Source organism: Streptomyces sp. AC512_CC834 (assembly GCF_019049325.1).
Classification (GTDB): domain Bacteria; phylum Actinomycetota; class Actinomycetes; order Streptomycetales; family Streptomycetaceae; genus Streptomyces.
On sequence record NZ_JAGMUO010000101.1, the window covers coordinates 14199 to 27059 of the forward strand.

The 12861-nt window shown below is 71.7% G+C and carries 9 protein-coding genes; 4 read left to right on the forward strand and 5 right to left on the reverse strand.

The window, feature by feature from the left end; genetic code table 11:
* Positions 1-138 precede the first annotated feature (138 nt).
* Positions 139-1428 carry a citrate synthase gene (locus KUM40_RS32360; RefSeq protein WP_217169859.1) on the forward strand — a complete coding sequence of 430 codons (1290 nt, stop codon included), beginning with the start codon at positions 139-141 and terminating at the stop codon, positions 1426-1428.
* 568 nt (positions 1429-1996) lie between these two features.
* On the opposite strand, the gene KUM40_RS32365 is transcribed toward KUM40_RS32360, so the two are convergent.
* From KUM40_RS32365 to KUM40_RS32380, 4 genes are all read right to left on the reverse strand, one after another.
* On the reverse strand, positions 1997-4372 hold the full coding sequence (locus KUM40_RS32365) for a cation-translocating P-type ATPase (protein WP_254395997.1): 2376 nt from the start codon (positions 4370-4372) through the stop codon (positions 1997-1999).
* Between the two features lie 34 nt (positions 4373-4406).
* The gene (locus KUM40_RS32370; protein ID WP_217169860.1) at positions 4407-4646 is read right to left on the reverse strand and encodes a heavy-metal-associated domain-containing protein; all 240 of its coding nucleotides are present in this window, start codon (positions 4644-4646) and stop codon (positions 4407-4409) included.
* Between the two features lie 91 nt (positions 4647-4737).
* Positions 4738-5346, reverse strand: coding sequence for a GNAT family N-acetyltransferase (locus KUM40_RS32375; protein WP_217169861.1), 609 nt, complete (start codon positions 5344-5346; stop codon positions 4738-4740).
* A gap of 75 nt (positions 5347-5421) precedes the next feature.
* On the reverse strand, positions 5422-5619 hold the full coding sequence (locus KUM40_RS32380; RefSeq protein ID WP_217169862.1) for an AlpA family transcriptional regulator: 198 nt from the start codon (positions 5617-5619) through the stop codon (positions 5422-5424).
* Positions 5620-6398: 779 nt separating this feature from the next.
* Between KUM40_RS32380 and mmsA the strand changes: the two genes are divergently transcribed.
* Complete coding sequence (gene mmsA, locus KUM40_RS32385; RefSeq protein ID WP_217169863.1) at positions 6399-7901, forward strand: CoA-acylating methylmalonate-semialdehyde dehydrogenase; 1503 nt, start codon at positions 6399-6401, stop codon at positions 7899-7901.
* Positions 7902-7959: 58 nt separating this feature from the next.
* Here the strand turns inward: mmsA and KUM40_RS32390 are convergent, their stop codons facing one another.
* Complete coding sequence (locus KUM40_RS32390) at positions 7960-8853, reverse strand: hypothetical protein (protein WP_217169864.1); 894 nt, start codon at positions 8851-8853, stop codon at positions 7960-7962.
* Between the two features lie 206 nt (positions 8854-9059).
* Here KUM40_RS32390 and KUM40_RS32395 point away from each other — a divergent pair, with 206 nt between their 5' ends.
* Positions 9060-11711, forward strand: coding sequence for a CocE/NonD family hydrolase (locus KUM40_RS32395; protein ID WP_217169865.1), 2652 nt, complete (start codon positions 9060-9062; stop codon positions 11709-11711).
* Complete coding sequence (locus tag KUM40_RS32400; RefSeq protein ID WP_254395999.1) at positions 11708-12640, forward strand: ABC transporter permease; 933 nt, start codon at positions 11708-11710, stop codon at positions 12638-12640. Before KUM40_RS32395 ends, KUM40_RS32400 begins: the two co-directional genes overlap by 4 nt.
* Positions 12641-12861 lie beyond the last annotated feature (221 nt).

Consider the following 12861-nt stretch of genomic DNA (forward strand, 5'->3'; position numbering starts at 1 on the left):
GGGCAAGTTGGCGGCACTGAGTGCCGCCAATAGGCCCGATGGTCGACCCCGAGTGCACTCTCCTGAGCCAAGTGGGGGATGGTAGAGACAGTCAGGGCACCTCGAAGATGAGGCACTACGTCGGTGGTGAGGGAAGACGTGAGCGACAACTCTGTAGTACTGCGGTTCGGCGACGGTGAGTACACCTACCCGGTGATCGACAGCACCGTCGGTGACAAGGGCTTCGACATCGGGAAGCTCCGCGCCCAGACCGGTCTGGTGACGCTGGACAGCGGTTATGGCAACACCGCCGCCTACAAATCCGCCATTACGTATCTGGACGGCGAGGCGGGCATCCTCCGCTACCGCGGCTACCCGATCGAGCAGCTCGCGGAGCGCTCCTCCTTCGTGGAGGTCGCCTACCTGCTGATCAACGGCGAGCTGCCGACGGTCGACGAGCTGTCCGCGTTCAAGGGCGAGATCACGCAGCACACCCTGCTGCACGAGGACGTCAAGAACTTCTACAAGGGCTTCCCGCGCGACGCCCACCCGATGGCCATGCTGTCCTCGGTGGTCTCGGCGCTGTCGACGTTCTACCAGGACAGCCACAACCCGTTCGACGAGCGTCAGCGCAACCTCTCCACGATCCGGCTGCTCGCGAAGCTTCCGACGATCGCGGCGTACGCGTACAAGAAGTCGATCGGTCACCCGTTCGTCTACCCGGCCAACAACCTCGGCTACGTCGAGAACTTCCTGCGCATGACCTTCTCGGTCCCGGCGCAGGAGTACGACCTGGACCCGACGGTCGTCGCCGCGCTCGACAAGCTGCTGATCCTGCACGCGGACCACGAGCAGAACTGTTCGACCTCCACGGTCCGCCTGGTCGGCTCCTCGCAGGCGAACATGTTCGCCTCGATCTCCGCCGGTATCAACGCCCTCTGGGGCCCGCTGCACGGCGGCGCCAACCAGTCGGTGCTGGAGATGCTGGAAGGCATCCGCGACGCGGGCGGCGACGTCGACTCCTTCATCCGCAAGGTGAAGAACAAGGAGGACGGCGTCCGCCTGATGGGCTTCGGCCACCGGGTCTACAAGAACTTCGACCCGCGCGCCCAGATCATCAAGGCCGCCGCGCACGACGTGCTCTCCGCCCTCGGCAAGTCCGACGAGCTGCTGGACATCGCCCTGAAGCTGGAGGAGCACGCGCTCTCCGACGACTACTTCGTCTCGCGCAGCCTCTACCCGAACGTCGACTTCTACACCGGCCTGATCTACCGGGCCATGGGCTTCCCGACCGAGATGTTCACGGTCCTGTTCGCCCTGGGCCGGCTGCCGGGCTGGATCGCCCAGTGGCACGAGATGATCAAGGAGCCGGGTTCGCGCATCGGCCGCCCGCGCCAGATCTACACGGGCGTCGTCGAGCGCGACTTCGTGCCGGTCGAGGAGCGCTGAGCCGACAGGCACCCCCGCAGCGCGCAAGAAGAGTCCCGTGCCGATCGGTGGTACGGGACTTTTCCGTGCCCCGTACCTCACACCCCGTACCCCTGAGTGGGTGCGAACAGCAGAAGGCGCCCTGGCGCCGGTCCCCCCACGGGCCGACGATCCAGGGCGCCTTCCCATGCCCCGGTGCGGATTCCCCCCACGGGATCCGGCCGGGCGTCTGTGAGGCCAGCGCCTGAATTCGCTGTGTCGAGCACAACGAGCGGAACTCGTCGTACCTGTCGTGCCTGTCGTGCGGTCTGCCGGGACAGCGCACGCCCGGGAGGGCCGCTCAAAGCTTCCCGGCGTACGTGTCCCGGCAACGCAGCTCTGGGAAAGTCCCCCAAGACATCCCCAGATGCCAGGTGGCGCCCCCCAAGACGCTGCCTGACATCGCCAACTTAGACCTTCGAACCCCTTCGATGGTTACGTTCATTGCACTGTGATCTGCGTCTCTTGCATTTGTCCTTTAGGTGCGCAAGAGCCCCGTACGTCGCACGGGACTCCAGCGTAAGGAAGATGCGCGAGCCTTGTGAAGAGCTTATGTGAGGCGCGTGCCGGACTCCAGAGGCGCAGCCCCTCGACCTGCGTGAAATGCGGACGAGTGAGTGGACGAGCGAGGGGAGCGGCGAAAGGCCCGCAGCCGGAGGCTGTTGGTGACCACGAAGACCGAGGAGAAGGCCATCGCCGCCCCCGCGATCATCGGGTTCAGCAGTCCCGCGGCGGCCAGTGGCAGCGCGGCCACGTTGTAGCCGAAGGCCCACACCAGGTTGCCCTTGATCGTGGACAGCGTGCGCCGGGACAGCCGGATCGCGTCCGCCGCCACCCGCAGGTCCCCGCGCACCAGCGTCAGGTCTCCCGCCTCGATGGCCGCGTCCGTCCCCGTACCCATCGCCAGGCCCAGATCGGCGGTGGCGAGCGCGGCGGCGTCGTTGACGCCGTCCCCGACCATGGCGACCGTACGGCCCTCGGCCCGCAGCCGCTCCACCACGGCGACCTTCTCCTCGGGCAGCACCTCGGCGATCACCTCGTCGATGCCGACGGCCGCCGCGACCGACTCGGCCACCCGCCGGTTGTCGCCGGTCAGCAGGATGGGGGTCAGGCCCAGCCGGCGCAGCTCGGCCACCGCCTCGGCGCTGGACTCCTTGACCGCGTCGGCCACGGCGACGACCCCGCGCGCCACACCGTCCCAGCCGACGACGACGGCCGTACGGCCGCTGCGCTCGGCCTCGTCCCCGGCGCGGGCGACCTCGGGCGGCAGGGCGTCGTAGAGGCGCCCCACGGCCACCTCGCGGCCCTCCACGCGCGCGCGTACGCCGCGCCCGGGGACGTTCTCGAAGTCCTCGACGCCCGGCAGCGTGCCGCCGAGCCGCTCCTCCGCGCCGGCCGCGACCGCGCGGGCCACGGGATGCTCGGAGGCGTGCTCGACGGCGCCCGCGAGCCGCAGCAGCTCCGTCTCGTCGGTGCCCTCGGCGGCGTACACCTCGTGCAGGGTCATGCGGCCGGTGGTCACGGTGCCGGTCTTGTCCAGGACGACCGTGTCGACGCGCCGCGTGGACTCCAGGACCTCCGGGCCCTTGATGAGGATGCCGAGCTGCGCGCCGCGCCCGGTGCCGACCAGCAGCGCGGTCGGCGTGGCCAGGCCCAGCGCGCACGGGCAGGCGATGATCAGGACGGCGACGGCCGCGGTGAACGCGGCGACCGTGTCACCGGTAACGCCCAGCCAGCCGCCGAAGGTGGCGACCGCGATCAGCAGCACGACGGGTACGAAGACCCCGGAGATCCGGTCGGCGAGCCGCTGCACCTCGGCCTTGCCGCTCTGCGCGTCCTCCACCAGCTTCGCCATCCGCGCCAGTTGCGTGTCCGCGCCGACCCGCGTCGCCTCGACCACCAGCCGGCCCCCGGCGTTGACCGTGGCGCCGGTGACGGCGTCGCCGACGGTCACGTCCACCGGCACGGACTCGCCGGTCAGCAGGGAGGCGTCCACGGCCGAGGTGCCCTCGGCCACCGTGCCGTCGGTGGCGATCTTCTCGCCGGGCCGGACCACGAACCGGTCGCCCACCGCCAGCCGGGCCACGGGTATCCGCACCTCGCGCCCGTCCCGCAGTACGGCGACGTCCTTGGCGCCCAGCTCCATCAACGCCCGCAGCGCGGCGCCGGCGCTGCGCTTGGAGCGGGCCTCGAGCCAGCGGCCGAGGAGCAGGAAGGCGGTGACCCCGGCGGCGGCCTCCAGGTAGATCGCGGAGGCGCCGTCCGTACGGGAGACGGTGAGGTCGAAGCCGTGCCGCATGCCCGGCATGCCCGCGTCCCCGAAGAACAGCGCCCACAGGGACCAGCCGAACGCCGCCAGCGTGCCGAGCGAGACCAGCGTGTCCATGGTGGCCGCGCCGTGCCGGAGGTTGGTCCAGGCGGCGCGGTGGAAGGGCAGCCCGCCCCAGACGACGACGGGCGCGGCCAGGGTGAGCGAGAGCCACTGCCAGTTGTCGAACTGGAGCGCCGGGACCATCGCGAGCAGCACGACCGGGGCGGCGAGGAGGACCGAGACGACCAGGCGGTGACGCAGGGCCGACAGCTCGGGGTCCTCGGCGCTCCCCGGGGGCTCGGCCTCGTCGGCGTCGGCTTCGGCGGGCTCCGGCGGCGGTGCCGGTTCCTCGGCGGAGTACCCGGTCTTCACGACGGTGGCGATCAGGTCGGCGACCGGGGTGGTCGCCGGGCGGGTGATCCGGGCCTTCTCCGTCGCGTAGTTCACCGTGGCGGTGACACCGTCCATGCGGTTGAGCTTCTTCTCGACGCGGGCCGCGCAGGAGGCGCAGGTCATCCCGCCGATGAGCAGCTCGACCTCGGCGGGGCCGGGGTGGTCGGCGTCGGGGTCGGCGGCCGTCGTGGCGGTGCGTGAATCCGCGGTGGTGCTGGTCATGGTCCGGACTCCAGAACGGTGCGTGCGCGGGGGCTCAGGCCCTGCCGACGAGCTCGAAGCCCGCCTCGTCCACGGCGGCGCGTACGGCCGCGTCGTCGAGGGGGGCCTCGGAGACGACGGTCACCTCGCCGGTGGAGGCGACGGCCTGCACCGAGCCGACGCCCGCGATCTCGGAGATCTCGCCGGAGACGGCGCCCTCGCAGTGGCCGCAGCTCATTCCGCTCACCTTGTAGACGGTGGTGACGGATCCCTGGGTGTCGGTCTGGGCGGTCATGTCGTTACTCCTCGTCTGTACGTTCGTCGGTGGTGCGTTCATGGGTGGGTACCCGTGGTCCGGTGTGGACCACTCGCCCTCCACTGTACCCCTAGGGGGTATTAAGTGGACCCCACCCGTCACTTGCGTCGCCTCCGTGCGAGCCCCACTCGTGGTCGAGGACCGCCATCAGTACGTCGTCCACCCACACGCCGCTCCGCAGGGCCGCCTCCCGCCGTACCCCCTCCACCACGAAGCCGGCCTTCTCGTACACCCGCCGGGCCCGTGGGTTGTCGGCGTAGACCTCCAACTGGACGCGGTGCAGGCCCACCTGCTCGAAGGCGTGCCCGACGACGAGCCGCGTCGCCTCGCTGCCCAGCCCACGGCCGCGGCCCCGGGGTCCCATGAGGGTGCGGAAGGTGCAGCCGCGGGCCGACGGGTCCCAGTCGTACAGGACGACCTCGCCGACGAGTTCGCCGGTGGCGCGGTCGGTGACGGCGAGGTCGAGCCGGTCGGGGTCGGCGGTGCGCACGCCGTACCAGGAGCGCAGGCCTTCCAGGGTGAGTTCGGTGGTGGGCTCGAAGGTGAAGCGGACGACCTCGGGGTCGTTGATGATCTCCCACATCACGTCGGCGTCCTCGACGGTGAACGGCCGCAGGACGGTCTTCTCGCCGGTCAGGACGGGTTTCACGGAGAAGTCGGGGAAGTCGGGGAAGTTCATGCACGGCACTGTGCCCCACGTGTCCGTGGGGCACAGAACGCTTTTCCGGTCTGCCGGTTCCGGCTCCGGTTTCGTCTACCGGTTCCGGTTCCGGTTGCGGGGGCGGGACGCCACCCAGGCACGGACCGTGTCCGCGTACCAGTAGGGCTTACCGCCCTCCACGTGGTCGGGCGGGGGCAGCAGCCCGTGCTTGCGGTACGACCGCACGGTGTCCGGCTGGACCCGGATGTGGGCCGCGATGTCCTTGTAGGACCAGAGCCTTCGGTCGGTCACTAGTTGCACCTCCCTGCGCATGCCGCGGCGGCGGCCGGGGACGGCCGCCGGGGGGAGCCGGGCGCTGCGCTGGCGATCACCAAGCCTGTCCCGGGTGAACGACGCGGAGTGAGGGGCGGTCAGGGGCCGTTCCCGGGTGTGACGGAAGACCCGCGTGCGCGTGACATGTGTGACCCGGGGAGCGCTTTTGTGACACGAGTGCCACAAAGGCGTACGCCGTCGTTCAGGCGCGGCGCGTTGACTGTGGCGGCGGGGGGTGCTCCGCCGTACGCCCGCGTCCCCGGCTCGCGAACGGCCACCCGGATCAAGTCGTCCGAATGTCCGGACAAAACATTGACAGGCCGCACGCGCGGGGCTAGAAACCGGGGAGACGCAAGGGCGGGCAAGAAGGGGAACGCGATGGCGCACGACCTGAGGGCACACCGCCCGGTCGCCGGTTCCCCCACCGAACGCCTCCGGCGCGGGAAGGCCGCCTCGCCCTGGCAGGAGCGAGGCACGAGCGCCTACTCCCCGCTCGCACCGGCTCCGCGCCGGAGGTTTCCCGCGTCGCTGTTCCCCGCGTCGCCGATTTCGGCCTCGTCGTTTCCCGCGTCGCTGTTTCCCGTGGGTTCCGTGTCCCGTCGCGGGGCGGGCCGCCCACACTGCCCCACGTGTCTACGCGGACACCCAAACCGCAGACACAGTGTCGGGCGCGCCCGGCGCGTCCGGCTGCTGGGATGGAGTCAGTACCCACGGCACGTCTCGACCCGTCGCCGCCATCTGTGAAGGAGTTCTCGGTCATGACGAACATCGTCAACCACTGGATCGGCGGCAAGACCGCCGAAGGCGCGTCGGGCACGTACGGGCCGGTGACGAACCCGGCGACCGGCGCGGTCACCACCAAGGTCGCCTTCGCCTCCGTCGACGAGGTGGACGCCGCGGTCGCCGCCGCCAAGGAGGCCTACCTGACCTGGGGTCAGTCGTCGCTGGCGCAGCGCACGTCCATCCTGTTCAGGTTCCGGGCGCTGCTGGACGCGCACCGCGACGAGATCGCCGAGCTGATCACCGCCGAGCACGGCAAGGTGCACTCCGACGCGCTCGGCGAGGTCGCGCGCGGCATGGAGATCGTCGACCTGGCCTGCGGCATCAACGTGCAGCTCAAGGGCGAGCTGTCGACGCAGGTCGCCACCCGCGTCGACGTGTCCTCGATCCGGCAGCCGCTCGGGGTGGTCGCGGGCATCACGCCGTTCAACTTCCCGGCGATGGTGCCGCTGTGGATGTTCCCGATCGCCATCGCCTGCGGCAACACCTTCGTGCTGAAGCCGAGCGAGAAGGACCCGTCGGCCGCCGTGAAGGTCGCCGAGCTGCTCTCCGAGGCCGGACTGCCGGACGGCGTCTTCAACGTCGTGCACGGCGACAAGGTGGCCGTGGACCGCCTCCTTGAGCACCCGGACGTCAAGGCGGTCTCCTTCGTCGGCTCGACCCCGATCGCCCGCTACATCCACACCACCGCCTCCGCCAACGGCAAGCGCGTGCAGGCGCTGGGCGGCGCCAAGAACCACATGCTGGTGCTGCCGGACGCCGACCTCGACGCGGCGGCCGACGCGGCGGTCAGCGCGGCCTACGGCTCGGCCGGCGAGCGCTGCATGGCGATCTCCGCGGTCGTGGCCGTCGGCGCCGTCGGCGACGAACTGGTCGAGAAGATCCGCGAGCGCGCCGAGAAGATCAAGATCGGCCCCGGCACCGACCCGTCCTCCGAGATGGGCCCGCTGATCACCAAGGCGCACCGTGACAAGGTCGTCTCCTACGTCGAGGGCGCGGCGGCCGAGGGCTGCGAGGTCGTCCTGGACGGCACCGGGCTCACGGTCGACGGCCACGAGGACGGCCACTGGATCGGCATCTCCCTCCTCGACCGGGTGCCGACCACCGCGAAGGCCTACCAGGACGAGATCTTCGGCCCGGTGCTGTGCGTGCTGCGCGCGGACACGTACGAGGAGGGCGTGGCGCTCATCAACGCCTCGCCCTACGGCAACGGCACCGCGATCTTCACCCGGGACGGCGGCGCGGCCCGCCGCTTCCAGTTGGAGATCGAGGCCGGCATGGTCGGCGTGAACGTCCCGATCCCCGTCCCCGTCGGCTACCACTCCTTTGGCGGCTGGAAGGACTCCCTCTTCGGCGACCACCACATCTACGGCAACGACGGCACGCACTTCTACACCCGCGGCAAGGTCGTCACCACCCGCTGGCCCGACCCGGCCGACGCCCCGGCGGGCGTGGACCTGGGCTTCCCGCGCAACCACTGAGGCTGCGCGGACGCCCCCGGCCCGCCGAGCGACACGGCGGACCGGGGGCGCCGGCGGGTCACTGACCTATCGCCGCGTCCCGCTGCTCCCTGACCTGCTCGGTGAGGTCACCGGTCTGGGCGGCGGGCGGAGCCGTGATCTCCTCGGTGGCCCCGAACTTCACGAAGTCCATGTTCACGGTCATTCCGGCGCCGGTCTGCGAGATCCGCACCGGCAGGTCCTTGCCGTCGACCCAGATGTCGCAGGTCAGCTTCCCGCCGTTCGCCTCCAGGGCGGCGATGGCGGCCTTCTTCTCGGCCTTGGTGAGCTTGGACTTCTCGATGTGCTCCGCGCCGACGCTGCCCCGGTAGTGGGTGGTCTCCTTGCCGAGGACGGTCTCCTCGCCGAGGTCCTCCACCTCCGTGGAGGCCGTCATGTAGCGCAGCGACGCCGTCGGGTCGGCGTTGGCCGCCATGTTGTCGGCGCCCGCCTCGCCCGTCACGGCGGCGACGTCGACGCGCATCCACTCCTTGCCCGCGATCGGGCCGCTCGGCTGGGGGTCGACGTCGTAGTAGTAGGCGCCCTCGACCATGATGACCCGCGTCGTCGGGTCGTCCTGGAGCGCGCCCATCTGCGCGGCGGCGGTGTCCATCTCGACGTCCATGGCCGCGCCGTCCCCCCAGGAGTACGTGCCGTCCATGGAGATCGGCTCGCCACCGGTCGCGGCCAGCTCCGTCGTCGTCCTGACCTCGGCGGAGCCCAGCTCCTCGGTCCGGTCGGTGGCCCGGGTGAGGGCCGCCGTGACCGTCTCCGACTTGTCGGCGGGCCTGTCGGCGGGCCGGTCGACGGTCTTGTCGGTCTTGTCGGCCTTCTCGGTCGCCGTCTTCGCGCCGCCGTCCGAGCCGCACGCGGTCGCCGCGACCATCGCCGCCGCCGTCAGCCCCACCCAGGCAGCGGTGTATGTCAGCTTCATGAGTCCCCACCCGTTGCTGTGATCCTGTGATTCACCTGTGCCCAGGACTCTACCGGGCGCCACCGACAGCGTCCGGGAGCCCGCCGGGCCGTGACCGGACTACCGCGCCCGTGGTACGCGGCACCGGCTCCGTACTTCCGTGGGAGGGCGGCCGGTTCAGCCCCGGGACTGCCCCCGTTGTCGGTGGCGGCCCGTACCGTTGACACATGGATCTTCGACTGCCCCGCGTGCGGGGGCTGCTACGGGGGCCGCGGCGGATGCTCTCCGCCGCGGCCGCCGTCGTCGTGCTCGCCGGCGCCGGGACATGGACGGCCGTCGCCGGGGACGACCCGGCCCCGGTGCGGCGCGCGGAGCGGGTGGTGGCCGTGGGCGACGGCGTGCGCCTGGACACCTCGTACTTCACGTCGGGTTCCGGCGGCCGGCGCCCCGCGGTCCTGCTCGCGCACGGCTTCGGCGGCAGCAAGGCCGACGTACGGGAGCAGGCCGAGGACCTCGCCCGGGACGGGTACGCGGTCCTCACCTGGTCCGCACGCGGCTTCGGGAAGTCCACGGGGAAGATCGGGCTGAACGCGCCGGACGGCGAGGTCGCCGACGTGTCCCGGCTGATCGACTGGCTCGCGGAGCAGCCCCAGGTCCAGCTCGACAAGGGGGGCGATCCCCGCCTCGGCATCGCGGGCGGCTCCTACGGCGGCGCCGTCGCGCTGCTCGCCGCCGGGCACGACACTCGGGTGGACGCCATCGCTCCCGCCATCACCTACTGGAACCTCGCGGACGCGCTGTTCCCGAACGGCGTCTTCAAGAAGCTGTGGGCCGGCATCTTCGTCAACTCCGGCGGCGGCTGTGACCGGTTCGAGGCGGACCTGTGCCGCATGTACCAGCGGGTCGCCGAGTCCGGCACGCCCGACGCCGAGGCGGTGAAGCTCCTCGAGGAACGCAGTCCGCAGGCCGTGGGTGACCGCATCAAGGTGCCCACGCTGCTGACGCAGGGCCAGACCGACTCCCTCTTCCCGCTCGGCCAGGCCGACGCCGCCGCGAAGGCGATCCGGGCTAACGGCGCGCCCGTGGACGTCGACTGGATCGCGGGCGGGCACGACGGCGGCAACCTGGAGAACGACCGTGTCGAGACGCGGGTGGACGACTGGTTCGACCGCTATCTCAAGGACGACAAGGGCGCCGACACCGGCCCCGCCTTCCGCGTCACCCGCACCGGAGGCGTCGACTCCACCGACGGACAGGCACAGTTGCGCGGCGCGAGCGCGGACCGCTACCCGGGTCTGGCGAACGGACAGCGGTCCGTGCCCCTGACCGGACGCGAGCAGAGCGTCGACAACCCGGCCGGGGCCAATCCGCCCGCCGTCTCCGCCCTCCCCGGCATCGGCGGGGCGGGCGGGCTCTCCCAGCTCTCCTCGCTCGGCGTCGGGGTGTCCCTGGACTTCCCCGGCCAGTACGCCGCGTTCGAGTCCGCCCCAGTCGGTGACGACCTGCGGATCACCGGCTCACCGACGGCCACCGTCCACGTCCGCTCCACCACCGACGACGCCGTCCTCTTCGCCAAGGTGTACGACGTCGGCCCCGGCGGCACCGCACCCGTACTGCCCTCCCAGTTGGTGACCCCCGTCCGCGTCGAGGACGCCAAGGCCGGCAAGGACGTGACGGTCACCCTCCCGGCGATCGACCACGAGGTGGAGAAGGGCCACCGCCTGCGCCTCGTCCTCGCCTCCACCGACCTCGGCTACGCCTCCCCGGCCGCCCCGGCGACGTACACCGTCTCCCTCAAGGGCGACCTGGAGGTGCCGACCGCCCCCGGCGTGACCACCGCCGCCGCCCCGCTGCCCGCGTGGGTGTGGTGGCTGCCCCTGGCCGGTCTCGCCGTCGCGCTGGCCCTGCTGTGGACGGGCCGCCGCCGTACCGTCGCACCGGCCCCGGACCCCGCCCTGGCCGACGTGCCCCTGCAGATCACCGGCCTGAGCAAGCGCTACGCCGGGTCCGCCGAGCGGTACGCGGTACGGGAGCTGTCGTTCCGGGTGGAGAAGGGCCAGGTGCTGGGCCTGCTCGGGCCCAACGGCGCCGGGAAGACGACCACCCTGCGGATGCTGATGGGCCTGATCAAGCCGGACGACGGCGAGGTCAGGGTCTTCGGCCACGCCATCCGGCCCGGCGCCCCGGTGCTCTCCCGGGTCGGCGCCTTCGTCGAGGGCGCGGGCTTCCTGCCGCACCTGTCCGGCCGGGAGAACCTGGAGCTGTACTGGCGGGCGACGGGCCGCCCGCCCGAGGACGCCCACCTGGACGAGGCCCTGGAGATCGCCGGCCTCGGCGACGCGCTCGCCCGCGCGGTGCGCACCTACTCCCAGGGCATGCGCCAACGGCTCGCCATCGCCCAGGCCATGCTCGGGCTGCCCGACCTCCTCATCCTCGACGAGCCGACCAACGGCCTGGACCCGCCGCAGATCCGCGAGATGCGCGGGGTGATGATCCGCTACGCGGAGGCCGGCCGCACCGTGATCGTCTCCAGCCACCTGCTGGCCGAGGTCGAGCAGTCCTGCACCCACCTCGTGGTCATGGACCGTGGCCGGCTGGTCCAGGCGGGCCCGGTCGCCGAGATCATCGGCTCCGGCGACACGCTCCTCGTCGGCACCGGTCTGCCCGTGGACGAACCGCTCGTGGACAAGGTCGCCGCGCTGCCGGGCGTGGCCTCCGTCGTGCACACCGACGACGGGCTCCTGGTCCGCCTCGACACCGGCGGCACCGCGCCCGGCCTGGTCGCCGAACTGGTCCGGCTCGAGGTGCCCGTGGCATCGGTCGGTCCGCACCGCCGCCTGGAGGACGCCTTCCTCACCCTGATCGGAGGTTCCGCATGAGCACGCCCAGCACGCCCACCAAGCCGGCCGCGACGGCGTCCACGACCGAGACCTCGTCCCAGTCCGCGTCGGTGTCCGGGTCCGGGGCCGGGTCGGCGTACGGATACCGGGCGGGCCGCACCCTGCCCCTGCGCGTGGAGATGGTGCGCCAGCTCAAGCGGCGCCGCACGCAGGTCATGGGCGCGATCCTCGCCGTCCTGCCGTTCGTCCTCGTCGTCGCCTTCGCGATCGGCGGCGAGCCGGACGGCACCGGCGACCGCATCACCCTGATGGACACCGCCACCGCCTCCGGCGCCAACTTCGCCGCGGTCAACCTCTTCGTCTCGGCGGGCTTCCTGCTGGTCGTCCCGGTCGCCCTGTTCTGCGGGGACACCGTCGCCTCCGAGGCGAGCTGGTCCTCCCTGCGCTATCTGCTCGCCGCGCCGGTGCCGCGGGCCCGGCTGCTCGCGTCCAAGCTGGCCGTCGGGCTCGGGCTGAGCCTGGCCGCGATGGTGCTGCTGCCCTTGGTGGCGCTGGCCGTGGGCTCGGTCGCCTACGGCTGGGGGCCGCTGGCCATCCCCACCGGCGGTTCGCTCGCCCCGGGTACGGCCGCGCAGCGCCTGGTGGTGGTCGTCGCGTACATCTTCGTGTCCCAACTGGTCACCGCGGGCCTCGCGTTCTGGCTCTCCACCAGGACCGACGCACCGCTCGGCGCGGTCGGCGGCGCGGTCGGCCTCACCATCGTCGGCAACGTCCTGGACGCCGTGACGGCCCTCGGCGACTGGCGCCACTTCCTGCCCGCGCACTGGCAGTTCGCCTGGGCGGACGCCGTACAGCCCAATCCGGAGTGGTCGGGCATGATCCAGGGCAGCGCGGTCTCGATAACGTACGCGCTGGTGCTGTTCGCCCTGGCCTTCAGGGGTTTCGCCCGCAAGGACATCGTCTCCTAGGTCACCGGAGGATCACCCACCGGTCCAGGGCCTGTCCGGCGGATCATGCCGCAGACGCGGGGTCTGGCACGCACTCCCCCACTGCCTTAAGGGCGTGGGAGGGGCCCCCAGGCGTTGTCGTCGGTTGCCGACTCCCCCACTCTCGGCTTCTCCCCCACTCTCGGCTTCGCTCGAGCGGGGGGACCCCGTGCGCGGGGGGACCCCCATCGCGTCGCCGCCCT

Coding starts and splice junctions, on each gene's coding strand:
- KUM40_RS32395 (WP_217169865.1), top strand. CDS start 9,060: ATGGATCTTCGACTGCCCCGCGTGCGGGGGCTGCTACGGGGGCCGCGG.
- KUM40_RS32370 (WP_217169860.1), bottom strand. CDS start 4,646: ATGACCGCCCAGACCGACACCCAGGGATCCGTCACCACCGTCTACAAG.
- KUM40_RS32400 (WP_254395999.1), top strand. CDS start 11,708: ATGAGCACGCCCAGCACGCCCACCAAGCCGGCCGCGACGGCGTCCACG.
- KUM40_RS32375 (WP_217169861.1), bottom strand. CDS start 5,346: ATGAACTTCCCCGACTTCCCCGACTTCTCCGTGAAACCCGTCCTGACC.
- KUM40_RS32365 (WP_254395997.1), bottom strand. CDS start 4,372: ATGACCAGCACCACCGCGGATTCACGCACCGCCACGACGGCCGCCGAC.
- mmsA (WP_217169863.1), top strand. CDS start 6,399: ATGACGAACATCGTCAACCACTGGATCGGCGGCAAGACCGCCGAAGGC.
- KUM40_RS32390 (WP_217169864.1), bottom strand. CDS start 8,853: ATGAAGCTGACATACACCGCTGCCTGGGTGGGGCTGACGGCGGCGGCG.